General features: G+C 68.3%; 15 protein-coding genes. 11 read left to right on the top strand and 4 right to left on the bottom strand.

Features of this window, described 5'->3' with window-relative positions; genetic code table 11:
* Window positions 1-115 precede the first annotated feature (115 nt).
* Together PCA10_RS25380 and PCA10_RS25375 are read right to left on the bottom strand one after the other, a co-directional pair.
* Window positions 116-2,080, bottom strand: coding sequence for a methyl-accepting chemotaxis protein (locus tag PCA10_RS25380; protein WP_016494949.1), 1,965 nt, complete (start codon window positions 2,078-2,080; stop codon window positions 116-118).
* 130 nt (window positions 2,081-2,210) lie between these two features.
* On the bottom strand, window positions 2,211-3,827 hold the full coding sequence (locus PCA10_RS25375; protein ID WP_016494948.1) for a response regulator: 1,617 nt from the start codon (window positions 3,825-3,827) through the stop codon (window positions 2,211-2,213).
* A gap of 282 nt (window positions 3,828-4,109) precedes the next feature.
* Here PCA10_RS25375 and PCA10_RS25370 point away from each other — a divergent pair, with 282 nt between their 5' ends.
* From PCA10_RS25370 to PCA10_RS25350, 5 genes are all read left to right on the top strand, one after another.
* The gene (locus tag PCA10_RS25370; RefSeq protein ID WP_016494947.1) at window positions 4,110-5,180 is read left to right on the top strand and encodes a DUF2333 family protein; all 1,071 of its coding nucleotides are present in this window, start codon (window positions 4,110-4,112) and stop codon (window positions 5,178-5,180) included.
* Window positions 5,180-5,704, top strand: coding sequence for an NUDIX hydrolase YfcD (gene yfcD / locus PCA10_RS25365; protein ID WP_016494946.1), 525 nt, complete (start codon window positions 5,180-5,182; stop codon window positions 5,702-5,704). The genes PCA10_RS25370 and yfcD overlap by 1 nt, the downstream gene beginning before the upstream one ends.
* A 344-nt stretch (window positions 5,705-6,048) precedes the next feature.
* Window positions 6,049-6,420, top strand: coding sequence for a translation initiation factor Sui1 (locus tag PCA10_RS25360; protein ID WP_016494945.1), 372 nt, complete (start codon window positions 6,049-6,051; stop codon window positions 6,418-6,420).
* Window positions 6,421-6,552: 132 nt separating this feature from the next.
* Window positions 6,553-8,466 carry an arginine decarboxylase gene (speA, locus tag PCA10_RS25355; protein ID WP_016494944.1) on the top strand — a complete coding sequence of 638 codons (1,914 nt, stop codon included), beginning with the start codon at window positions 6,553-6,555 and terminating at the stop codon, window positions 8,464-8,466.
* A 654-nt stretch (window positions 8,467-9,120) separates the two neighbouring features.
* Entirely contained in the window at window positions 9,121-9,744 is a 624-nt protein-coding gene (locus PCA10_RS25350; protein ID WP_016494943.1) for an FMN-dependent NADH-azoreductase, read from the top strand.
* 35 nt (window positions 9,745-9,779) lie between these two features.
* Here the strand turns inward: PCA10_RS25350 and PCA10_RS25345 are convergent, their stop codons facing one another.
* Window positions 9,780-10,238 carry a DUF2214 family protein gene (locus PCA10_RS25345; RefSeq protein WP_016494942.1) on the bottom strand — a complete coding sequence of 153 codons (459 nt, stop codon included), beginning with the start codon at window positions 10,236-10,238 and terminating at the stop codon, window positions 9,780-9,782.
* 48 nt (window positions 10,239-10,286) lie between these two features.
* Window positions 10,287-11,636 (bottom strand): MATE family efflux transporter, encoded by a 1,350-nt coding sequence (locus tag PCA10_RS25340; RefSeq protein ID WP_016494941.1) that lies wholly within the window; start codon window positions 11,634-11,636, stop codon window positions 10,287-10,289.
* 764 nt (window positions 11,637-12,400) lie between these two features.
* Here PCA10_RS25340 and mgtA point away from each other — a divergent pair.
* The 6 genes from mgtA to pbpC all read left to right on the top strand — a co-directional run bounded on the left by mgtA (window position 12,401) and on the right by pbpC (window position 24,993).
* Entirely contained in the window at window positions 12,401-15,112 is a 2,712-nt protein-coding gene (gene mgtA / locus PCA10_RS25335; RefSeq protein WP_016494940.1) for a magnesium-translocating P-type ATPase, read from the top strand.
* Between the two features lie 63 nt (window positions 15,113-15,175).
* A complete protein-coding gene (locus PCA10_RS25330; RefSeq protein ID WP_016494939.1) occupies window positions 15,176-15,361 on the top strand; it encodes a hypothetical protein in 186 nt (61 codons plus the stop codon).
* Between the two features lie 11 nt (window positions 15,362-15,372).
* Window positions 15,373-16,995, top strand: a complete 1,623-nt coding sequence (locus tag PCA10_RS25325; protein WP_016494938.1) for a Na/Pi cotransporter family protein — start codon at window positions 15,373-15,375, stop codon at window positions 16,993-16,995.
* A 61-nt stretch (window positions 16,996-17,056) separates the two neighbouring features.
* A complete protein-coding gene (locus tag PCA10_RS25320) occupies window positions 17,057-21,961 on the top strand; it encodes an alpha-2-macroglobulin family protein (protein ID WP_016494937.1) in 4,905 nt (1,634 codons plus the stop codon).
* A gap of 86 nt (window positions 21,962-22,047) precedes the next feature.
* Window positions 22,048-22,578 carry an REP-associated tyrosine transposase gene (locus PCA10_RS25315; RefSeq protein WP_016494936.1) on the top strand — a complete coding sequence of 177 codons (531 nt, stop codon included), beginning with the start codon at window positions 22,048-22,050 and terminating at the stop codon, window positions 22,576-22,578.
* Between the two features lie 72 nt (window positions 22,579-22,650).
* The gene (gene pbpC, locus PCA10_RS25310) at window positions 22,651-24,993 is read left to right on the top strand and encodes a peptidoglycan glycosyltransferase PbpC (protein ID WP_016494935.1); all 2,343 of its coding nucleotides are present in this window, start codon (window positions 22,651-22,653) and stop codon (window positions 24,991-24,993) included.
* The last annotated feature ends 56 nt before the right edge of the window (window positions 24,994-25,049 follow it).

Raw genomic sequence — 25,049 nt, 5'->3', positions numbered from 1 at the left:
GGACCTCGGGGGCTTCCTGCAGGCTTGCGGCTGTAAGCGGTTTTGTCCTGTGACCGAAAGGTCAGGAACCTGGGGCCGTTCGGCAGGCCGGGCGCGACATTCGGTCGCGCCCGGCTCAGACCCGGAAGGCCTGCACGGCGGTGTGCAGTTCCCCGCCCAGGCGCAACAGCCGTTCGCCCTGGCTGCGGCTCTCGCCGATGCGCACCAGGTTGTTGCCGCCCAGCTGGTGGATCTGCTCGCTGTGGTCGCGGATATCGCTGACCGCGCCGGACTGCTGGGCGGTGGCGTCGGCGATGCGCTCGGCCATGCTGGCGATGGTGCGGATGGCGCTGACCACCTCCACCAGGGCGCCGTCGGCGGCGGCCGCCTGCTCGGCGCTGGACTCGGCGTGCTCCACCTGGATGCGCATGGCGTCCACCGATTGCCGCGCCGCCTGCTGCAGGCGCGCGATCAACTGCTGGATCTCGCTGGTGGCACCGGTGGTACGCCGGGCCAGGGAGCGGACTTCCTCGGCGACCACGGCGAAGCCACGGCCCATCTCGCCGGCGCGGGCCGCCTCGATGGCGGCATTGAGGGCCAGCAGGTTGGTCTGTTCGGCGATGGCGCGGATCACCGTCAGCACCTTGTCGATGGTTTCGGTTTCTTCCGCCAGGCGTTCCACCGCCTGGGCGTTGTTCTGCACCTCGCCCACCAGCTGATGCAGCCCGGCCAGGCTCTGGTCGATCACGCTTTGCCCGTGCTCCACGGCGCGGCCTGCATCGCGGCTGGCATCGGCGGCCAGGCTGGCGTCGCCGGCCACCTGCTGGATGGTGCTTTCCAGTTCACCCAGGGCGTCGCGGATCTGCGCGGTGCCGCCGGCCTGGTCTTCGGCGCCGCTGTGCAGGCCGTTGTTCAGGTCGGCCAGGGTGCTGCTGCTGCCGGCCACCTGCTCGGCGTGCTGGCGAATGGTGCCCACCAGTTCTCCGAGGTAGTCGCGCAGGCGATTGAGGGATTCCTCGATCAGGCGCAGGTCGCGGGTGCTGGAACCCAGGGCGATGGGGCGGCTGAAATCGCCGGCGGCCCAGGCGCCGAGGGCGTCGACCAGGCGTCCGAGCACCTGGGTCAGGCGGCGCTGGATGCGGTCGATGCACAGGGCGATCAGCAGGATCAGGCCGATCATCAGGCCCTGCATCAGGCGCACTTCGGCCTGGATGCGCCCGTGTTCGGCGCGGACTTCCGGCTCCAGGGCGGCCAGTGCCGCTTGCAGGGCGTCGACCCGCTGGGTGCTGGCGGCGAGCAGTTCGGCGCGGCGCTGGATCTGTTCGCGGGTGCGGGTCAGTTCGCCGGGATAGCGCTTGAGCAGGCCGGCCAGCTCGCGCTTCAAGGCGATGCCCCGGTCTTCCGCCTGGCTGCTGTCGCCGCTGCTTTCCAGGCCCATCATCGCGGCGAAATCGTCCGCCGCCGAGCCGCCGCTGTCGGTTAAGCCGAGCAGGGGCAATTGCTCCAGCCGGGCGCTGTCGCCAGCCAGGGCCTGCAACTCGCGGTCGAGGTCGGCGGCCAGCTCGTCGCGGCCGCTGGCCACCAGTTTGGCGCGGGCCTGGCTCAGGCGGTTGAGGTGCTGGGCGGCGGCGAACAGGGGCGGGCGGTAGTCGCCGGCCGCCGGGGTGTCGGCGGAGTCGGCATAGTGGGCGAGCTGGTCGAGGGCGCCGGCGATTTCCCGCTCGGCCTGGATCAGCAGGCCCTGGGGGTCGCCCGCCAGCTTGCCGGCGGCCAGTAGCTCGCCGCGGGTGAACTCGCGCAGTTCATTGAAACTGGGGAGCAGCTCGTCGGTGAATTCGGCGGGGAGCTGGCCGAGGCGTTGCTCCAGGCTGTCGATGCCCTGGCTGGCGGCGCTGTGGCGCAGCGCATCGCCGCTGTTGAGATAGCCCTGGACGTTGTCCGCCACCTCGCTGCGGAAGCGCTGGGACAGCTCGAGGTATTGCTCCATCAGTTGGTAGGGGCGCTCCAGCGCCCGTTGCGACCACCACAGGGTGGCCCCCAGCGCCAGGCACACGGTGACCAGCAGCAGGGTAATCAGGTTGGTGAGCAGTTTCAGGCGCATCGGAACCTCGGCAGACAATCAGCCCGCCAGGTTCCCGCGCTGCCTGTCTGGGCATTCGCGAGGTCGTGGATGGGCTCTGGGAGATGGCCCGATGATATTGCCGTTCGATGACAGTCCCGTGACGGCGGGCTCAGTCCTGGTGCAGTTCCACCCGGTTGCGCCCGCCGTGCTTGGCGCGGTAGAGCGCTTCGTCGGCGCGCTTGGACAGTTGGTTGATGTCCTGCTCGTCCTGCAGCTCGGCGATGCCGCAGCTGAAGGTGCAGCTGAGGTCCTGGGGCTGCGCGGGGTAGCGGATCTCGGCGAAGCGTCGGCGGATTTCCTCCAGCACCCGCCGGGCCGACTCCAGGTCGGTGTCGGGCAGCACCACGGCGAATTCCTCGCCGCCGTAGCGGCCGATGTAGTCGGTCTTGCGCAGGCGCTGCTTGAGGAACAAGGCCAGGCTCTTGATCACCCGGTCGCCCATGGGATGGCCGTAGGTGTCGTTGACCTTCTTGAAGTGGTCGATGTCGAGCATGGCGAAGCACAGCGGCTTGCCCTCCCGGCGTGTGCGGGAGCTGGCATCTTCCAGGAGCTGCAGGGTGTGGGTGTGGTTGAACAGGCCGGTGAGGCTGTCGCGCACCATGCGCGCCTTGAGGCTGCGCGCGCGCTTGGCGCGGGTGCGCACCGTGGCGATCAGGTGGCGCGGCTTGATCGGCTTGGTGAGGAAGTCGTCACCGCCCTCGCTCATGGCGTCCAGCTGCTTGTTCAGGTCGTCCTCGGCCGAGAGGTAGATGATCGGCACGCTGACATAGCGCTCGTGCTGGCGGATCACCTTGGCCAGCTCGGTGCCCAGGCATTCGGGCATGTACATGTCGAGGATGATCAGGTCCGGCTGGAAGTCGGCCAGGGCCAGCAGGGCCTGCACCGGCTCGGTGATGACCCGGGTGACGATGCCGGCGGAGTTGAGGACCTGCTCGGTATGGGTGGCCTGGGCGCGGGAGTCGTCCACCACCAGCACCTTGAACGGGTCGTAGTGGGCGGTGCGGGTCAGGGTCTCGAGTTTCTCCAGCAGGCTGGAGGCGTCCAGGGCGCCGGTGAAGAACTCCTGGCCACCGGCGCGCACGGCGGCCAGGCGGGTAGGGGCGTCGGCTTCGTCGTGGCTGAAGAAGATGATCGGCAGCTTCTGCTCCAGGCCCTGCTGGGCCTCGCGGGCCAGCTCCAGGCCCTTGCCCGGTCCGGCGAAGTCCACTTCCAGGACAATCGCCGACGGGTGCCGCTCGGCCATGGCGGAGCGGAAGGCATTGGCGCTTTCGCAGAGTTGCGCGTTGAGGCCGAAGAACTCCAGCTGCTGGGTCAGGCGTTCGGCGCGGTCCTCGCTTTGCAGCGCCAGGTACACCGGCTTGCGCAGGGGCGGCAGGAAGGTCTGCTCGAACTGGTCGCCCTGGCGCAGGCCGGTACGCGACAGGCGTTGCATCAGCAGGCTGAGTTCGGTGATCAGGTCGCTGGACAGTCGCCCGCGATTCTCCGCGATCCCGCGCAGGCAGTTGCCGATGGCGACAGCCAGGCGGCTGTGTTCCTGCTGTTCGAAGCGTTCGGCGTAGCGCTGCAGGTTGAGGCTGGCTTCGGCCAGCTCGTTCATGCAGGCGGCGCTCCACTCGCTGCGCTGCAGGCGCTGCCAGATCTCCAGTACGTGGCGGGCCTGGTTGATCACTCGCTGGGCGAAGTGGTTCTTGAGACGGTCGCGGCTGGGGTCTTCGTGCTCGGTCATGGCTGGGAAGGTCGCCTGGAGACGATCGAATGGTGGCGCCATGCTATCATCTTGTGACCGGTACGCCAGTGCCATCTGTCCCGGATTTACGCGAATCTGCCGGCACCTGCCGGTAATCGGCGGCCGGGAGCCGCAAACATGATCGCGCCGTGGCCGCTGCTTTGGTGCAAGGGCACTGCACCGCGTCCGCGCATCACTTATAGTGCAAGGCCCGGCCACAACCTCTGCGGCGGAACGTGGTCGAACCCTTTCCGAGCTGATCGAGATTCAAAGGACACTGCCATGCTTAACTGGAAGAAGCGTATGGGCGAGGCGCGCGAGCGCGTCGATGATTCGGTTGACGACGTACGCAGCTACTTTGGCGGTATCTGGTTGAGCCGAGCCCTCGGCAGCCTGCTGGTGATCTACCTGTTGGCCTGCCTGGTGGTCGGCTGGTACTGGAGCCGCGAGCCCGACCTGTTCCCCGTGCAGCAGAACGCCCAGGCCGCCGCCGAACGTGCCGGCCGCCAGATGGTCACCGGCTACACCACGGTGGAAACCCTCAAGACGGTGGCCCAGACCCTGCTCGACAAGAGCGGTGGCTACCTCTCCAACGACCTGGCCCCGCCCGGGCTCTGGCTGGACAACATGCCCAGCTGGGAATACGGCGTGCTGGTCCAGGTACGCGACCTGTCCCGCGCGCTGCGCAAGGACTTCGCCCGCTCCCAGTCGCAGTCCACCGAGGACCCGGACCTGGCCAAGGCCGAGCCGCGCTTCAACTTCGACAACAAGAGCTGGGCGCTGCCGGCTTCCGAGTCCGAGTACCGTGAAGGCATTCGTGCGCTGGACCGCTTCCTCGCCCGCCTGGCCGATCCGAAGCAACCCAACGCGCAGTTCTACAGCCGCGCCGACAACCTCAACAACTGGCTAGGCGACGTCGCCACCCGCCTGGGTTCGCTGTCCCAGCGCCTCTCCGCGAGCGTCGGCCGGGTACGCCTGAACACCGACATCAGCCCGGAAGCCGCCGCCGCGTCCGGACAGGTGCCGGCGGTGAGCGAGGAGATCGTCGAGACGCCCTGGCTGCAGATCGACAACGTCTTCTACGAAGCCCGTGGCCAGGCCTGGGCGCTGTCGCACATCCTGCGCGCCATCGAGGTGGACTTCGCCGACGTGCTGGCGAAGAAGAACGCCACCATCAGCGTGCGCCAAATCATCCGTGAGCTGGAAGCCGCCCAGGACCCGCTGTGGAGCCCCATGGTGCTGAACGGCAGCGGCTACGGCATCCTCGCCAACCACTCCCTGGTGATGGCCAACTACATCTCCCGCGCCAACGCCGCGGTGATCGACCTGCGTCAGTTGCTGGAGCAGGGCTGATGGCCATCGACGATCGCGAGGCGGCCCATCGCGCCGCCTCCGACGCCGAGCGGGTGGCCTGGGTCGACGAGCAGGACCGCCCCCTGGGTGGCCTGCCGCGCGCCGAGCTGCGTGAGCGCGGGCTGATCTCCCGTGGCACCTTCATCCTGCTGTTCAACTCCGCCGGCGAGCTTTGCGTGCACCGCCGCACCCTGAGCAAGGCGCTCTACCCGGGCTACTGGGACGTGGCCGCTGGTGGCATGGTCCAGGAAGACGAGGACTACGCCGAATCCGCCGCCCGCGAACTGGAGGAAGAGCTCGGCATTGCCGGCGTGCCCCTGCGCGAGCATGGCCGCTTCTATTTCGACGGCCCGGGCAACCGGCTTTGGGGCGCGGTGTTCTCCGCCGTCTCCGACGCGCCGCTGAAGTTGCAGCCCGAGGAAGTGCTGGAAGCGCGCTTCATGACCTTGGAGCAGGCCGTGGCCCTGGAGCCCTGCTGCCCCGACTCCCTCAAGGCGCTGCAGTTGTATCTCGCTGCCCTGTAGGTTGGGCAGAGCGAAGCGAAGCCCAACGTGCGGTTCCGGGCGATCGCGGCGTTGGGTTTCGTTCCTCAACCCAACCTACGAGAAGCGCTCCATCTCCACGCCAAACCCGCGCCAGGCGCGGGTTTGTGCATTATCCCGGACCCTTTCGTGCGCTATGCCGAACGGGGTCGCCAATCTGTCGATCAATGGCGCATTTTCGTACTTAGCATTCGCCGCGAATGCTGGTAAATTTCGCGGCCTTTCAAGCCCGGCCATGCGCCGGGCTGCGCTGCCCCTGCCAGAGTGGGGCTTCGCGGTCGGCACCTGCCGACCAGTCGCTATCCTGACCCCTACGAGGAAAGCCGGTGGTCAAGAAAGCTTCGTCCTTAGCCGCCCTCGGCGGCCTGGTGTACTCCACCGACAGCGGCCGGCACTGCCCGGAATGCCGCCAGCCTCTCGATGCCTGTATCTGCAAGCAAGCCAGCGTGCCTGCCGGCGATGGCATTGCCCGCGTGCGCCGGGAAACCAAGGGCCGTGGCGGCAAGACCGTCACCACCGTCAGCGGCGTGCCGCTGGCCGAGGATGCCCTGAAGGAGCTGGCCACTGCGCTCAAGCGGCGCTGTGGCACCGGTGGAGCGCTGAAGGACGGCGTGATCGAGATCCAGGGCGACCACGTGGACCTGTTGCTTGAAGAGCTCGCCAAGCGCGGCTTCAAGACCAAGAAATCCGGCGGCTGAGCCACGGCTTTCTAAACTGACCGGCATAGTCGCGGTCAACACTCCAGCGTCATACGACCGAATTAATCTATCAGCGCCCGCCCGGCAGGTTTCGGCGGGTATGGCCCTTTTCTATCCCACAAGGGGAAACCGATGTCCGCACGACGCACGCGCAAAGACGATGGCACCAGCTGGACCGTGGCCGACAGCCGCAGTGTCTACGGCATTCGCCACTGGGGAGCCGGCTATTTTGCAATCAACGAAGCCGGTCGCGTCGAAGTGCGCCCGCGCGGTGCCGGCAGCGCGCCGGTGGACTTCTACGACATCGTCGGCGACCTGCGCGAGGCGGGCCTGTCCCTGCCGCTGCTGGTGCGCTTCCCCGATATCCTGCAGGACCGCGTACGCCAGCTGACCGGCGCCTTCGACGCCAACATCGCGCGCCTGGAGTACCAGAACCAGTACACGGCCCTGTACCCGATCAAGGTCAACCAGCAGGAAGCGGTGGTGGAAAACATCATCGCTACCCAGAACGTCTCCATCGGCCTGGAAGCCGGCTCCAAGCCGGAGCTGCTGGCGGTGCTGGCGCTGGCGCCCAAAGGCGGCACCATCGTCTGCAACGGCTACAAGGACCGTGAGTTCATCCGCCTGGCGCTGATGGGCCAGAAGCTCGGCCACAACGTCTTCATCGTCATCGAGAAAGAAGCCGAGGTGGAGTTCGTCATCGACATCGCCGCCGAGCTCAAGGTGGCGCCCCAGGTGGGCCTGCGCGTGCGCCTGTCGTCGCTCGCCTCGTCCAAGTGGGCCGACACCGGTGGCGAGAAGTCCAAGTTCGGCCTCTCTGCCGCGCAGATCCTCTCGGTGGTCGAGCGCTTCCGCAAGGCCGGCCTGGACCAGGGTGTGCGCCTGCTGCACTTCCACATGGGCTCGCAGATCGCCAACCTGGCCGACTACCAGCACGGTTTCAAGGAAGCCATCCGCTACTACGCCGAACTGCGCAGCCTCGGCCTGCCGGTGGATCATATCGACGTCGGCGGCGGCCTGGGCGTGGACTACGACGGCACCCACTCGCGCAACGCCAGCTCCATCAACTACGACATGGATGACTACGCCGGCGTAGTGGTGGGCATGCTCAAGGAGTTCTGCGACGCCCAGGGCCTGCCGCATCCGCACATCTTCTCCGAGAGCGGCCGCGCCATGACCGCGCACCACGCCGTGCTGGTGATGCAGGTGACCGACGTCGAGCGCCACAACGACGCCGTGCCGCAGATCGCCAACCTCGCCGAACAGCCGGAGATCGTCCGCTGGCTGGCCGAACTGCTCGGCCCCACCGATACCGAGATGGTCACCGAGACCTACTGGCGCGCCACCCACTACATGAGCGACGCCGCCACCCAGTACGCCGAAGGCAAGCTGACGCTGGCCGAGAAGGCCCTGGCCGAGCAGACCTACTTCGCCATCTGCCGTCGCCTGCACAACCAGCTCAAGGCGCGCCAGCGTTCCCATCGCCAGGTGCTCGACGAGCTGAACGACAAGCTGGCGGAGAAGTACATCTGCAACTTCTCGGTGTTCCAGAGCCTGCCGGACACCTGGGCCATCGGCCAGGTGCTGCCGATCATCCCGCTGCACCGCCTGGACGAAGAGCCCCTGCGCCGCGCCGTGCTGCAGGACCTGACCTGCGACTCCGACGGCAAGATCAACCAGTACGTCGATGAGCAGAGCATCGAGACCAGCATGCCGGTGCACGAGGTGCGCGAGGGCGAGGACTACCTGCTGGGCGTGTTCCTGGTGGGCGCCTACCAGGAAATCCTCGGCGACATGCACAACCTGTTCGGCGACACCGACTCGGTGAACGTCTACCAGCATGACGACGGCAGCGTGTACCACGCCGGCATCGAGACCCACGACACCATCGAAGACATGCTGCGCTACGTGCACCTGTCTCCCGAGGAGCTGATGGCGCTGTACCGCGACAAGGTCTCCAGCGCCAAGCTGAGCCCGCGCGAGCGTACCCAGTACGTCGACGCCCTGCGCCTGGGGCTGACCCGCTCGTCGTACCTGTCGTCCTGACGGGGTGCGGTAATGAAAGAGCCCGGCCATGTGCCGGGCTTTTTCTTGGTTGGATATCACGTTGGATTGGCAAGCTGGTTTGGGCTTCCGATGTCTGGCTCATTGCCGAGTGGGCTTCCGGTTTCTGTTTCGCCCCCTCGGGCGACTTCCTTTGGCAGTCGTCGGAATGCCGCACCACCCAAAGGAAGCAAAGGGCTTGCCCCGACATCCGGGTTCGGCTGCGCCGAACTTCCCTCCTTCCATCCTTGATCCGGGGGCCGCCGCGAAGGGCCATCCATGGCCCTGCGCGGCTCTCGCGGCATCCATGCCGCTCGTCCCCCTGCGCAAGGATTCCACTCGGCCGTCTGAAGGGGCGCTTTGCGCGGCGTCATCATCGATGCTTCGTTTCAGGTTGGTACGGGCATCAGGCGCGAGTCACCCCTCGCCCTCCGGGAGAGGGGCCGGGGGAGAGGGAGGCATCCATTGGCAGGGAGCCAGGCCGGGCAATCACACAAAATTGCCAATCCGGCTTGAGCAACACCTCCCCGTGCTGCCCGCTCTTACAGCGCCCATCGGCTGCATGCGGCCCAACCGACGGTCCATCCCCCCTGGCAAAAATCCCGCTGCGGCGCTTTCATATCCGCGAGCGATTCTCAGTCTTTTCAGGAGCCCACCATGCCGCGCGTCCTCCTGCTCGAATGCAGTCCCAACGACCTGGCTTCGCCCGGTGGCCAACTGGCCCGGGAAATGGCCCGGCGCATCCACCCGAAGGCCGAGGTGATCGTCCGCAACCTGGTGCGCGAGCCGCTGCCGCCGCTGTGTGCCGATTACGCCCAGGCGGTGGTCGGCAAGTCCGACTGCGCGGACGAGCACTTCACGCTCTCCGAGCAACTGATCGGCGAGCTGGAGAGCAGCCACTACCTGTTGATTTCCACCCCCATGCACAACTACATGGTGCCGGCGGCGCTGAAGCTCTGGCTGGACTACGTGGTGCGCATCGACCGCAGCTTCCGCATCGAGGACGGCCAGCGAATCGGCCTGCTGGAGGACCGCCCGACCTTCGTGGTGCTGAGCTCCGGCGGCCATTACCTGGGCGCACGGACCAAGCAGATGGACTTCCTCTCACCCTACCTGCGCCATGTACTGGGCATCGTCGGCCTGCACCATGTGGAGTACATCCACCTGCAGGGCCTGGCCGATGGCGAGGAGGCCGTGGCCGCGGCCCTGCAGCAGGCCCGGGAGCGCCTGTCGTTCAACCCGGTGTTCGCCCCCGAGCCCTTCCCCGATGTGCTGCTGTAGGTTGGGCTGAGCGCAGCGAAGCCCAACGGCGCCGGTCAGCCGCCGATCACCCCATAGCCGCGCGCCATCAGCACGGCCAGCAGCGGCAGGATCAGCACCAGCAGCAACTCCAGGCGGATCACCATGATCACCGCACGGGCCTTGCCCGTGCTCATGTGCGGCACCTGGCCGGCCTTCAGCTCGTTGCGCCAGTTGAGGAAGACGAACGTGGGGAAGGCCGAGAGCAGGGCGATCAGCACGAACAGGGTGACCTTGGCGTGGAACAGCGAGTTGTGCAGGTAGTAGTCCAGGCCCTTGCCGTACCAGACCACCCGCGCCAGGCCGGTCAGCAGCACCACGCCGGCGGCCAGGCCGTAGCCGATATCGATGCGCACGAGGCTGCGGGCCCGTTCCAGGTCCAGCGGCAGCTTGAACAGCCGGTGCTCAAGGGTGAGCAGGGCGAAGAGCACGAAGATCGAGATGAAATGCAGATAGGCGGCGATTGCTTGTCCCATGAGGGCTCCTTCAGGTCATCAGGGTTTTCTAGTTATGGTCCGGCTTGCTTATCCATGTGCGCCGGCGAACCAGGCGTCGTTCCGTTTCAGGCGCCAGGCCTGGATACCCAGACTGATCCCCCGCAGGGCCATGAAGGCGAGGAAGGCCAGCCAGAGGCCGTGGTTGCCGAGAAACTGTAGCCCCCAACCCAGTGGCAGGCTAAGTACCACCGCCACCAGCATGGCGTCGCGCATCTCGCGGGCGCGGGTGGCGCCGATGAACAGGCCGTCCAGCAGGTAGCTCCACACCGCCACCAGGGGCAACAGCGCCAGGTAGGGCAGGTAGTGGTGGGCCACCTCGCGCACCTCGGCGATATCGCTCTGCATGTTGATGAACAGGTCGCCGCCGATGGCGAAGAACAGCGCGAAGGCCAGGCTCGCGATCAGCGACCAGCCACCGGCCACCAGCAGCGAGCGGCGCAGGGTCAGGCGGTCGCGGGCGCCGATGGCGTGACCGCACAGGGCCTCCACCGCATGGGCCAGGCCATCCAGCGCGTAGGCGGTCACCAGCAGGCCGTTGAGCAGCAGGGCGTTGGCCGCCACCGTGGCATCCCCCAGGCGGGTGCCCTGCACCGTGAGCAGGAAGAACACCAGCTGCAGCGCCAGGGAGCGGATGAAGATGTCGCGGTTCACCGCCAGCAGCGGCCGCCAGTTGCGCCACAGCCGCAGCGCCGGCCAGTCGATGCGACCGGGGTGGCGGCGCAGGGCGCCGCGGGTCAGCGCCAGGCCGATCAGCACGCCGCTCCATTCGGCGATCACCGCCGCGCGCGCGGCACCGGCCACGCCCCAGTCGAGCCCGAGGACGAACCACAGCGCCAGGGCGATGTTGGCCAGGTTGGTGCCGAGCAGGATGGCCAGCGGCGCGCGGGCGTTCTGGGTGCCGAGGAACCAGCCCACCAGGGCGTAGTTGGCCAGGGCCGCCGGCAGCCCGAGCAGGCGGATGTGGAAGAACTCGCGGGTCAGCGCGTCCAGCTCCGCCGAGGGGGCCATCAGGTGCAGTGCGAAGCCGCTGAAGGGCACCGCCAGCAGGCCCAGCAGCAGCGCCAGGCCCGATGCCAGCCCCAGGCCCTGCAGCAGCACCTGGCGCAGGGCGCCGCCATCGGCGCGGCCGGCGGCCTGGGCGGCGAAGCCGGTGGTACCCATGCGCAGGAAGCCCAGTACGCCGAGCAGCAGCATGTACAGGGTGCTACCCACCGCCACGGCGGCAAGCTGGTGCGCGTGGGGCAGATGGCCCACCACCGTGCTGTCCACCAGCGCCACCAGCGGCACGGAAAGGTTCGAGAGGATCATCGGGGCTGCCAGCGCCCAGACCTTGTGGTGGGTCGGGGTATGCCGCCAGGCGTCGCGCAACAGGCTCATGCAGGGCTCCAGTCAGGCGGCGCAGTATAGCCGGGGGGCCGTCGAAGGGCGCTCGCGGGTAGGAGAGCTGTCGGTTCGCTGAACGAAACGTCCGAACCGCACGACTGGCCCGGATCAGTCCTTGACCCTCTCGCCACCCGGGCCTATAAATCGCCCGCCCAGCAGTAGCCGGGCCCTCCTTTTTCCGATCAAGCGAGCCATGGACAGTATTCCCAGCAGATGTCGGCCGGCCCTCAACGAGAGTGCCGGCGTGATGAACACGAACCAAGCACGACGGAGCCCGCAACGGGCCGGTCGGTTGAGCGGCTTCCTGGGCTGATCCCTGGCTGCTCACCTGTGACCGGCGCGCCGGGTACAGGTGATACATGCACTTCCACACTCCGCATTCCCCCCGCGCATCCGCCCTGTTGGCGCGGATGCGCGTCCGCGCAATGGCCTCCTGGCTCACGCCACGACCACTTCCAGCCGATGCATCAGCGCGGCCGGCCAACGGCCGGGCGCCGTAGCGCCTGAGCAACGCCAGGCCCGCCGCCGCTAGGCGCGCCGGTATCCGTTCCCCCGCACAAGGAGCCTGCCATGGACGAACCACCAAGTCGGCCCGCTGCGCGCCGCCCCTTCGGCCGCCCGCAGTGGGCCTGCCCCGAAATCCCCGACATTCCCGATGACCGATCGCGAGCACCGCGACCCGGCACGCCGCTGCCCGTCACTTGACCGGTAGCCGACTCGTGTCGCCGTCGCGCAGCTCGCGACAGGAGACCCGAGTCATGAGCGTAGCGACCAAGCAAGACACCCGGCTCGAAGCCGAACGCCGTAACGACAAGCTGTCCATGCGTGCCGCCCGCGAGGCGCAGAACAGCCTGGAAACCACCCTCTTCAATGTGCGCAGCCGCCAGGACGGCCTCGACCTGGCCGAGGCCCAGGCACGCCTGCAGCAGGACGGCCCCAACGAGGTAGCGCACGACCGGCCGCCCCACGCGCTGCTGCAATTGCTGAAGGCCTTCAACAACCCCTTCATCTACGTGTTGATGACGCTGTCGGTGATCAGCTTCTTCACCGACTTCTGGCTGCCGCTGCGAGACGGCGAGGAAACCGATCTGACCGGCGTGACCATCGTCCTCTGCATGGTCCTGGGCAGTGGCCTGATGCGCTTCTGGCAGGAGTACCGCTCGGCCAAGGCCGCCGAGGCGCTCAAGGCCATGGTGCGCACCACCGCCACGGTGCTGCGCCGCGACAAACCGGGCATGCGCGGCGAACTGCGCGAGATTCCCATGGGCGAGCTGGTGGTCGGCGACATCCTGCGCCTGTCGGCCGGCGACATGATCCCGGCCGACATCCGCCTGATCGAATCCCGCGACCTGTTCATCAGCCAGGCCGTGCTCACCGGCGAAGCCTTGCCGGTGGAGAAGTACGACACCCTCGGCGCGGTGCGGGAGAAGTCCGCCGAGCGGGTGGCCGTCGACCAGCACGACCTGCTGGAACTGCCGAACATCTGCTTCATGGGCACCAACGTGGTCAGCGGCACCGCCACCGCCGTGGTGGTGGCCACCGGCGCGCGCACCTACTTCGGCTCGCTGGCCCGCTCCATCGTCGGTTCGCGGGCGCAGACTTCCTTCGATCGTGGGGTGAACAGCGTCAGCTGGCTGCTGATCCGCTTCATGCTGGTGATGGTGCCGGTGGTGCTGCTGATCAACGGCTTCACCAAGGGCGACTGGGCCGAGGCCTTCATGTTCGCCCTGGCGGTGGCGGTGGGGCTGACCCCGGAAATGCTGCCGATGATCGTCAGCGCCAACCTGGCCAAGGGCGCGGTGGCGATGGTCAGGCGCAAGGTGGTGGTCAAGCGTCTCAACGCCATCCAGAACTTCGGCGCCATGGACGTGCTGTGCACCGACAAGACCGGCACCCTGACCCAGGACCGGATCATCCTCGAGCACCATCTCGACCTTGCCGGCCAGCGTTGCGAGCAGGTACTGCAACTGGCCTGGCTGAACAGCCACCACCAGTCCGGCATGAAGAACCTGATGGACCGCGCCGTGGTGCGCTTCGCCGAGGAGAATCCGCGCTTCAGCGCCCCCGGGTCATGGCGCAAGGTCGACGAGCTGCCCTTCGACTTCGTCCGCCGCCGGCTGTCGGTGATCCTCCAGGACCGCCAAGGCCATCACCTGCTGGTGTGCAAGGGCGCGGTGGAGGAAATGCTCGAAATCGCCACCCGCGTGCGTCAGGACGGCGTCGCCGTGGCGCTCGACGAGAGCCAGCGCGCGGCGCTGCTGGAGCAGGCCGGGGAGTTGAACCGCGACGGCTTCCGCGTGCTGCTGGTGGGCACCCGCGAGCTGTTGCCGAGCGAGGCGCGCAAGCAATACAGCGGCAGCGACGAGCGCGAGCTGGTCATCGAAGGCCTGCTCACCTTCCTCGATCCGCCGAAGGAAACCGCCGGCCCGGCCATCGCCGCCCTGCGCGGCAACGGCGTGGCGGTGAAGGTGCTGACCGGCGACAACCCGGTGGTCACCGCGAAGATCTGCCGCGAGGTGGGGCTGGAGGTCGGCGAGCCGCTGCTGGGCCGCGATATCGACCACATGGACGACGGCGTGCTCGGCCGCCTGGTGGAGGAACGCACGGTATTCGCCAAGCTCACCCCGCTGCAGAAGTCGCGGGTGCTCAAGGCGCTGCAGAACAACGGCCATACCGTGGGCTTCCTCGGCGACGGCATCAACGACGCCCCGGCATTGCGCGATGCCGATGTCGGCATATCGGTGGACGGCGCCACCGATATCGCCAAGGAATCGGCCGACATCATCCTCCTGGAAAAGAGCCTGATGGTGCTGGAGGAGGGCGTGATCAAGGGCCGCGAGACCTTCGGCAACATCATGAAGTACCTGAACATGACCGCCAGCTCCAACTTCGGCAACGTGTTCTCGGTCCTGGTCGCCAGCGCCTTCATCCCCTTCCTGCCGATGCTTGCGATCCACCTGCTACTGCAGAACCTGATGTACGACATCTCCCAGCTGTCGCTGCCCTGGGACAAGATGGACAAGGAGTTCCTCGCCAAGCCGCGCAAGTGGGACGCGAAGAACATCGGCCGCTTCATGCTCTGGATCGGCCCCACCTCGTCCATCTTCGACATCACCACCTTCGCCCTGATGTGGTTCGTGTTCGCCGCCAACAGCCCCGAGATGCAGGCGTTGTTCCAGTCCGGCTGGTTCATCGAGGGCCTCCTCTCGCAGACGCTGGTGGTGCACATGCTGCGCACCCGCAAGATCCCCTTCATCCAGAGCACCGCGGCCTTGCCGGTGATGCTGATGACCGGGCTGGTGATGGTGCTGGGTATCTACATCCCCTTCTCGCCGCTGGGCTCCATGGTCGGCCTGGTGCCGCTGCCCTGGGCGTACTTCCCCTGGCTGGTGGGCACGTTGCTCTGCTACTGCGTCACCGCCCAATTGATGAAGACGATCTACATCCGCCGCTTCGGCCAGTGGTACTGAGCCGTCCTCGAACGTCCGGTCCGGGCGGCGCCTGGCGCGCCCGGACCTTCCTGGAGACACGAGATGAACGAACCGACTCGGCGCGCTGATGCGCCAACCCCCAACGACGCGGCCGGCGCCACCTTCGCCCGGCTCCCCGCGCCCATCCTGCGGGCCCTGCGCTGGCGGCTGCTGTTCGTCGCCTGCGCCTGCGCCACCACCTTGCTGCTGGCCGTGTTGTCCACGGCCAACGCCGCTCCACCGCCATAAGGAGTCCCGCCATGTTGGGAACCACGCTCTTGATCAACCTGGCCGGCGCCGTGGCCCTGCTGCTGTGGGGGACGCACATGATCGCCAGCGGCGTGCTGCGCGGCTTCGGCACCAGCCTGCGCAACTGGCTCGGCCGTCACCTGGGCAACCGCTGGCTGGCCCTGCTGGCGGGGCTCGGAATCACCGGCCTGCTGCAGAGCAGTACCGCCACCAGCATGATGGCCGCTTCCTTCACCGCCAGCGGCACCCTGGGCTTGGCCCCGGCGCTGGCGGTCATGCTCGGCGCCAATGTCGGCAGCACCCTGGTGGTGCAGTTGCTCAGTTTCGATACCGCGTTGCTGGCGCCCCTGGCGTTGCTGCTGGGCCTGGTGCTGTTCCGCCTGCGCGATGCCCCGCGCCTGGAGAGCATCGGCCAGAGCCTGATCGGCCTCGGCCTGATGTTGCTGGCGCTGATGCTGCTCGGCCAGGTGTTGCAGCAGATCGAGGATTCCGCGGTGTTCACCGTGGTCGTACGTGGCCTGCAGGGCGATCCGCTGCTGGCCCTGCTGCTGGCCGCGCTGCTCACCTGGGCCTGCCATTCCAGCGTCGCCGTGGTGCTGCTGGTGGCTGCCCTGGTGCCCACCGGCCTGCTCACGTTGCCGATCGCCCTGGCCCTGGTGCTCGGCGCCAACCTCGGCGGTGCGTTGCCGGCCCTGGGTGGCGCGCGTACCCCCGTGGCCAGGCGCCTCCCCCTGGGCAACCTGCTGGTGCGACTGCTCGGCTGCCTGCTGGTGTTGCCCTGGCTGACGCCGTTGGCCGAGCGGGCGGCGCCGTTCGAGGCCGCCGCCGTCGTGTACTTCCATATGGCCTTCAACTTGGCCCTGGCGCTGCTGGTCATCGGCTTCACCGAGCCGCTCGCCGCCTTGCTGGTGCGGCTGCTCCCCGAGACGCCGCAAGCCGATGAACCGGGCCTGCCGCAGTATCTCGACGAAGCCGGGCTGGACGTGACCAACATCGGCCTGGTCAATGCCACCCGCGAGTCCTTGCGGCTGGCCGACATGGCCGGCCTGATGCTGCGCCGCACCACCGGCCTGATGGAGAAGCCCGACAACGCCGCCGCTGGCGAGATCCGCAGCCAGGACCAGGCCCTCGACCGACTGAGCGCCGCGATTCGCGCTTACCTGGCGGATATCGGCCAGGACGGCATGAGCGACGAGGACGCCGACCGCGCCCAGGAAATCCTCCTGTTCGCCATCAACATCGAGCACATCGGCGACCTGGTGGCCAACAGCCTGCTGCCGCTGGTGATGCAGCGGGCCGGGCGCGGCCGCGTGCTGTCCGAGTTCGAGCGGGACTGCGTGCTGCCGTTGCAGGCGGCCATCGAGGAAAGCCTGCACCTGGCCATCGGCGTGTTCCTGCGCGAGGACGTGGCGGCCGCGCAGCGCCTGATGGCGCGCAAGGCCTTGCTGCGGCGCCTGGAGGTCAACGCCAGCCGCGAGCACTTCCGGCGCTTGCGCGAGGAGCGCGGGGCCAGGGTCGAATCCGGCGATCTGTTCCAGCGCCTGCTACGGGATTACCGGCGCATCCACCACCACGTCACCGCGCTGGCCTATCCGCTGCTCGAGCGCCAGGGTTCGCCCGGCGCCCCGGCCTAGTCCCGTCCGTGCGGCTCGACTATATTCTGCGCCTGCCCATTTCCCCCTACCGGGAGCTCCCATGCCGAAGAAAGGACTACTTCTGGCCCTGGCGCTGAGCCTGCTCAGCGCTTGCGATTCCTCCACCCCCGAGCAGGCGGCGAGCAAGTCGCCTGCGGCGGTCGCCGAGCAGGCGGCGCGCCCGGCGGTCGACACCGCGGCGCTGGCCAAGCGCTTTGCCGGTCGCGAGCTACGGGTGGTGGACGTCTCCGAGGTGCAACTGGAGGGCGCCAGCGCCCTGTCGGTGACCTTCTCGGTACCGCTGGACCCGGAGCAGAAGTTCGCCGAACGCCTGCACCTGGTGGACAGCAAGGACGGCAAGGTGGACGGTGCCTGGGAGCTGTCCGACAACCTGATGGAGCTGCGCCTGCGCCACCTGGAGCCCAAGCGCAAGCTGGTGCTGACCATCGACCCCGGTCTGGTGGCGGTGAACGATGCGCGCCTGGCCGAAGAGCACATCACCCGCCTGGAAACCCGCGACCTGCAGGCCACCGTCGGCTTCGCCAGCCGTGGCTCGCTGTTGCCCACCCGCCTGGCCGAAGGCCTGCCGGTGATCGCGCTGAACGTCGACGCGGTGGATGTGGACTTCTTCCGGGTCAAGGCCGAGGCGCTGCCGGGCTTCCTCGCCCGCTGGGGCAAGCGCGGCACCCTGGATATCTGGGAGTCCCGCGAGCTGCTGAAAATGGCCGACCTGGTCTACACCGGGCGCTTCGACCTCAAGCCTGCGCGCAACACCCGCGAGACCCTGCTGCTGCCCATCGCCAACCTCGAGCCGATGAAGCAGCCGGGCGTCTACCTGGCCGTGATGAAAGAAGCCGGCAGCTATGAATACTCCAACCCGGCGACCCTCTTCACCCTGAGCGATATCGGCCTCTCGGCGCACCGTTACAACGACCGCCTGGACGTCTTCACCCAGGCCCTGGAAGGCGGCGCCGCCCAGGCCGGGATCGCCCTCGAACTGCTGGACGGCGAGGGCCGCGTCCTGGCCCAGGGCAAGACCGACGGCAAGGGCCACGCCGAACTGCCCTTACCGCCCAAGGCCGAAGTGCTGCTCGCCCGCAAGGACGAACAGACCAGCCTGCTGCGCCTGTCCGCGCCGGCGCTGGACCTGGCCGAGTTCGATATCGCCGGCCCCGCCAGCCATGCCCTGCAGTTCTTCGTCTTCGGTCCGCGCGACCTCTACCGTCCCGGCGAAACCGTGCTGCTCAACGCCCTGCTGCGCGACGCCGACGGCCGTGCGGTGGCCGGCCAGCCGGTGACCGTGGAAGTACGTCGCCCGGACGAGCAGGTCAGCCGCCGCTTCGTCTGGGAAGCCGGCGAGGGCGGCCTCTATCAGCACCAGCTGGCCCTGGCCGCCGAGGCCCCCACCGGTCGCTGGCAGCTGCTCTTCGACCTGGGCGACGGCAAGCCGCAGCTCTACGAGTTCCTGGTGGAAGACTTCCTCCCCGAGCGCATGGCCCTGGAGCTCAAGGGCGGCGAGCGGCCCTTCGCGCCGGGCGACAACGCCCGCTTCCAGGTGTCCGGTCGCTACCTCTACGGCGCGCCGGCCTCGGGCAACCGCCTGAGCGGCCAGCTCTACGTGCGCCCGCTGCGTGACGCGGTGCAGGCGCTGCCCGGCTACCAGTTCGGCTCGGTGACCGAGGACGAACTCAAGCAGGACATCGAGCTCGACGAAACCGAACTCGACGCCGACGGCAAGACCGAGTTGAACATCGAAAGCCGCTGGGCCGAGGCCAAGTCGCCGCTGCAACTGATCCTCCAGGCCAGCCTGCAGGAATCCGGCGGTCGCCCCATCACCCGTCGCCTGGTGCAGCCGGTGTGGCCGGCCGAGCGCCTGCCGGGCGTTCGGGCCCTGTTCGACGGCGAGGAGACCGACGCCGACAGCCTGGCCGAGTTCGAACTGCTGGTGGCCGACCCCGAAGGCAACAAGCTGGCCGCCGACAACCTCAAGGTGCGCCTGGTGCGCGAGCGCCGCGACTACTACTGGAACTACTCCGACAGCGATGGCTGGACCTACCACTACAACGAGAAGTACCTGAACCTCTCCGAGGAGCAGGTGCGGGTGGCTGCCGGCGGCACCGCCAAGGTCAGCTTCCCGGTGGAGTGGGGCCCCTACCGCGTGGAAGTGGAAGACCCGCAGACCGGCATCACCAGCAGCCTGCGCTTCTGGGCCGGCTACCGCTGGCAGGACAACGCCGAAGGCGGCGCGGTGCGCCCGGACCAGGTGAAGCTGGCCCTGGACAAGCCGGCCTACCAGGCGGGCGACACCGCGCAGGTCACCGTCACTCCGCCCAGCGCCGGTAGCGGCTACCTGCTGGTGGAGTCGTCCGACGGCCCGCTCTGGTGGCAGCCCATCGAGGTGCCGGCCGAGGGCAAGCGCTTCGACATTCCCCTGGCCAAGGACTGGGCGCGCCACGACCTGTACGTCAGCGCCCTGGTGATCCGCCCCGGCGAGCGCAAGGCCAACGTCACCCCCAAACGCGCCGTGGGCCTGCTGCACCTGCCGCTGGACCGCGCGCCGCGCAAGCTGGCCCTCAGCCTCAGTGCGCCGGAAAAAATGCGCCCCATGCAGCCGCTGAAGGTCCAGGTGCAGGCGAAGAACGCCGACGGCAGCGTGCCGAAGTCCGTCAACGTGCTGGTGGCGGCGGTGGATGTGGGCATCCTCAACATCACCCGCTTCGCCACGCCCGATCCCTTCGCCACGCTGTTCGGCCGCAAGGCCTATGGCGCCGACCAGCTGGATGTCTACGGTCAGTTGATCGAGGCCGGCCAGGGCCGCCTGGCGACCCTGGCCTTCGGTGGCGACGCCGCCCTGGCCGGCGGCGGCAAACGCCCGCAGACCAGCGTCACCATCGTTGCCCTGCAAAGCACGCCGGTGACCCTGGATGACCAGGGCCAGGGCGAAGTCAGCCTCGATATCCCCGAGTTCAATGGCGAGCTGCGCCTGATGGCCCAGGCCTGGACCGACGAGCGCTACGGCATGGCCGAGGCGAAGACAGTGGTAGCCGCGCCCCTGGTGGCGGAGCTGGCCGCGCCGCGCTTCCTCGCCGGTGGCGACGAGACCACCCTGGCGCTGGACCTGACCAACCTCTCCGGCAAGCCCCAGCGCCTGGACATCAATGTGGAAAGCGCCGGCCAACTTGACCTGACCCAGAGCGCCGGCGGCCAGACCGCGCCGGTGCAGCTTGCCGACGGCCAGCGCACCACCCTGCGCATCCCGGTGCGCGCGGTGGGCGGCTATGGCCAGGGCAGCTTCAAGGTGACAGTCAACGGCCTGGAACTGCCGGGGGAGAACCTGCCGCCCTTCAGCCGCGAATGGACCCTGGGCGTGCGCCCGGCCTATCCGGCCCAGCTCAAGCAGTTCCGTGCCGTGCTCAAGAGCGAGCCCTGGGACCTGCCGGCCGGGACCCTGGAGGCCTTCGAGCCCAATGGCCGCGAAGCCCTGCTGCAACTCTCCAGCCGGCCGCCGTTGAACCTCGGCGAGCAGATACGCGCGCTCAAGGCCTACCCCTACGGCTGTGCCGAGCAGACCACCAGCGGCCTGTATCCGTCGCTCTATGCCGACGCCGCATCGCTGCAGCGCCTGGGCCTGGAGGGCGAGCCCGACGAGGCACGGCGCAAGGCCATCGAGCTGGGTATCGAGCGCCTGTTGGGCATGCAGCGCTACAACGGCAGCTTCGGCCTGTGGAGTGCCGATGGCGAAGAGGAATACTGGCTGACCGCCTATGTCACCGATTTCCTCCTGCGCGCCCGCGACCAGGGCTTCGCCGTACCGCCGGAAGCCTTGAAGAAGGCCAGCGAGCGCCTGCTGCGCTATCTGCAGGAGCGCAGCCTGATCGAAGTCAGCTACAGCCAGAACGCCGACCACACGCGCTTCGCCGTGCAGGCCTATGCCGGCTACGTCCTGGCGCGCAGCCAGCAGGCGCCCCTGGGCGCCCTGCGCAGCCTCTGGGAACGTCGCGCCGATGCCCGCTCCGGCCTGCCGCTGGTGCAGCTGGCGGTGGCCTTCAAACTGATGGGCGATGCGCCCCGCGCCGACCAGGTCCTGGAGCTGGGGCTGCGGATTCCCCGCGAAAGCCGCGACTGGCTGGCCGACTACGGCAGCCCGCTGCGGGACCAGGCGCTGATCCTGGCGCTGCTGGAAGAGCACGACCTGGCCGCTGGTGTCCGCGAAGAACGCCTGTTCACGCTCTCCGACCTGCTGGCCGGCGAACGCTGGCTGTCGACCCAGGAGCGCAACGCCCTGTACCTGGCCGGTCGCGGCCTGCTGGGCAAGCCCGAGCCGAACTGGACCGCGCAACTGCGGGTGGGCGAACAGCACCGCGAGCTGAGCAACCAGCAGCCGGGCATCAAGCTGGATGCCGCCCTGCTCAGCGAACCCTTAAGCGTCATCGCCAGCAGCAGCGCGCCGATCTACCAGCAGCTGACCCTGTCCGGTTATCCGCTGGCCGCGCCTGCCGCCGGAGGCGAGAACCTGTCGATCCGCCGCGAATTCCTCGGCATGAATGGCCAGCGCCTCGACCTCAACGCCCTGGAGAGCGGCGAGCTGGTGCTGGTGCACCTGGCCATCGAGGCGAAGGAACGGGTGCCCGACGCCCTGGTGGTGGACCTGCTGCCGGCCGGCCTGGAACTGGAAAACCAGAACCTCGCCCAGAGCGCCGCCAGCCTGGACGACGCCAGCAGTGCCGTGAAGGAGTGGCAGAAGTCCATGCAGAACGCCGCCATCAAACACCAGGAGTTCCGTGACGACCGCTATGTGGCGGCCCTGGACGTGGGCGAGTACGGCGCCACCCACATTCTCTACCTGGCCCGCGCCGTGACCCCCGGCACCTACCGCGTGCCGCCGCCCACGGTGGAATCCATGTACCGGCCGAACTGGCAGGCCTTGGGCGAGGCGCCGGATAAGCTGGTGGTGAGGGGCAAGTAGGAAAAAACTTTCCCCGATTTCATCCGGGCTTGTGCCTTTGTAGCCCGGATGAAATCCGGGAAGCCGTGCGACAAGGAGGTCGCAGGATGGTCAATTACCGCAGGGCCCGTGTGCCAGGTGCCTGCTACTTCATCAACCTGGCACTCAAGGACCGGCAACGGGATCTGCTCGTTCGCTTTCAGGACGAGTTGCGCTGTGCCTTGAGGCAGGCGATGGCGCGATCACCTTTCGGGTTGCCGGCCTTGGTGGTACTGCCAGACCACCTGCATTTGTTGATGGACCTGCCACCTGGCGATGCGGACTTTTCGTCCCGGGTGCGCCGGCTGAAATCCGCCTTCGTCTCGCTGTTGCACGAGAAGCCCGATGCTGGCCTGGCTTTCAATGCCAAGGGAGAAGCCAACATCTGGCAGCGCCGTTTTTGGGAGCATCTGATCCGTGACGAACGGGACTACATTGCCCATGTCGATTACATTCACTTCAATCCGGTCAAGCATGGTTTGGTGGGCGCCGTGCGGGATTGGCCTCTTTCAAGTTTTCACCGTTTCGTCGAGCGAGGCGTGCTGCCGGTAGATTGGGCGGGCGGTGCGGAAGCGGATGTTCTCGGTGCGGGGGAATGACGTCGCCCCCGGATTGCATCCGGGCTACGATCTCGCTCAGCCCGAAATCCGGGGAAGACGCATCTCGAATCCATGAAACTCTCCTCTGTTCTCCGCCACCTCCGCCGCCCCTGGCTCGCTACCCCGCTGGTGCTGCTGGTGCTGCTCTGGGCTGCGGATCGCCTGTTCCCGCTGCCACTGCCGGGGGATGACCTGGCGCGGGTGGTGCTGGCCGAGGACGGCACGCCGCTCTGGCGCTTCGCCGATGCCGAGGGCGTGTGGCGCTACCCGGTGAACCAGGCGGAGGTCTCGCCCTACTACCTGGAAGCCTTGCTCACCTATGAGGACCGCTGGTTCTACCAGCACCCCGGGGTGAACCCCCTGGCCCTGGCTCGCGCGGGCTGGCTCAACCTCAGCGGCGGGCGGGTGCTGTCCGGCGGCAGTACCCTGTCGATGCAGGTGGCACGGCTGCTCGATCCGCACCCGCGCACCTTCACCGGCAAGCTGCGCCAGCTCTGGCGCACCGCGCAGCTGGAATGGCACCTGTCGAAGGACGAAATCCTCGGTCTCTACCTCAATCGCGCGCCCTTCGGCGGCACCCTGCAAGGGGTGGCGGCGGCCAGTTGGGCCTACCTCGGCAAGCCACCGTCGCAGCTGACCCGCGCCGATGCGGCCTTGCTCGCGGTGCTGCCCCAGGCCCCCAGCCGGCTGCGCCCCGACCGCCACCCCGAACGCGCCCAGGCCGCCCGCGACAAGGTGCTGCGGCGCCTGGCGCAATTCCAGGTTTGGCCGCAAAGCGCGGTGCAGGAAGCCCTGGAGGAACCGGTGCTGTTGGCGCCGCGCCAGGAGCCCAGCCTGGCGCCGCTGCTGGCGCGACGACTGAACACCCCGGCGAGCCCGCCGCTGATCCGCACCACCCTCGACGCCGCCCTCCAGCGGCGCCTGGAAGACCTGCTGCTGGGCTGGCGTGCGCGTCTGCCGGAACGCACCTCGGCGGCCATCCTGGTGGTGGAGCACGAGACCATGGCCGTTCGCGCCTACCTGGGCTCGATCGACATCGCCGATGAGCGTCGCTTCGGCCATGTGGACATGATCCAGGCCCTGCGCTCGCCCGGTTCCACCCTCAAGCCCTTCCTCTACGGCATGGCCCTGGATGCCGGGCTGATCCATTCCGAATCCCTGCTGCAGGACGTACCCCGTCGCTACGGCGACTACCGCCCGGGCAATTTCGCCGCCGGGTTCATCGGCCCGGTGTCGGCCAGCGAAGCCCTCGGCATGTCCCTAAACCTGCCGGCGGTGCAGTTGCTGGAAGCCTTCGGGCCCAAGCGCTTCGCCGGCGAGCTGCGCAACGTCGGCGTGCCCCTGGCGTTGCCGGCGGCCAGCGAGCCCAACCTGGCGCTGATCCTCGGTGGTGCCGGCAGCCGGCTGGAGGAACTGGTCAGTGGCTACAGCGCCTTCGCGCGCGGTGGTCGTGTCGCCCGGCTGCGCCTGCAACCCCAGGACGCGCTGCAGGAGCGGCGGCTGCTGTCCCCCGGATCGGCCTGGATTATCCGCCGCATCCTCGCGGGCCAGGCACGTCCGGACCGCGACCCGCGCGCGCGGCTGACCCAGCGCCCGGTGCTGGCCTGGAAAACCGGCACCAGCTACGGCTTCCGCGATGCCTGGGCCATCGGCGTGGGGCCGCGTCACCTGATCGGCATCTGGATCGGCCGCCCCGACGGCACGCCGGTGCCCGGCCAGTTCGGCCTCGCCTCGGCCGCGCCTCTGTTGCTGCAGGTGCATGACCTGCTGGTGAACCGTGACGCACAGCGCGGCATCGCCGCGCCCGCCGATCCGCAGCCGGCGGAAGTGGGAGTGGCCGCCATCTGCTGGCCCCTTGGCCAGCCCATGGCCAAGGGCGACCCCAACTGCCGGCGCCAACGCTTTGCCTGGACCCTGGAAGGCACCACGCCGCCCACCTTGCTGGCGGCCGACCAACCCCTGGGCCTCGGCCTGCGCCAGCCGCTCTGGGTGGACGCCGACGGGCACCAGGTGGCGGCCGGCTGCGCGGGCGCCCAGGCGCGCGAACTGGTGCTCTGGCCGGCGCCTCTGGAGCCTTGGCTGCCGCGCCGGGAGCGGCGTGCCGCACGCCTGCCGCTGCCGGCTAGCGCCTGCCCGCCCGCGTTGCCGCCGCCAGCGGCGCCGCTGTCCATCGTCGGGGTGCGCGAAGGCGATCAGTTGCGCCGTCCCGCGGGTAGCGCCGACCCCTTGCGACTGAAGCTGTCCACCCTGGGCGGCAGTGGCCGGCGCTGGTGGTTCCTGGATGGCGTGCCGCTCACCGCCACGACGGCCGAGGAGAGCTTCAACCAGGAGTTCCGGCGCAGTGGCCGGCACCAGCTGAGCGTGCTCGACGAGGCCGGGCAAACCGCTCGTCTGGAGTTCGCCGTCACCGACTGACCGATCGCTCAAGTTTTTCCCGTTGCGCGCCGATAGGCTTTGTTGGCAAAAAGCGA

The sequence above is a fragment of the Pseudomonas resinovorans NBRC 106553 genome (genome assembly GCF_000412695.1).
In the GTDB taxonomy this organism is placed as follows: Bacteria; Pseudomonadota; Gammaproteobacteria; order Pseudomonadales; family Pseudomonadaceae; genus Metapseudomonas; species Metapseudomonas resinovorans_A.
The sequence above is the reverse complement of the archived record's forward strand: the minus strand, read 5'-3'. Positions and strand labels throughout refer to the sequence as shown.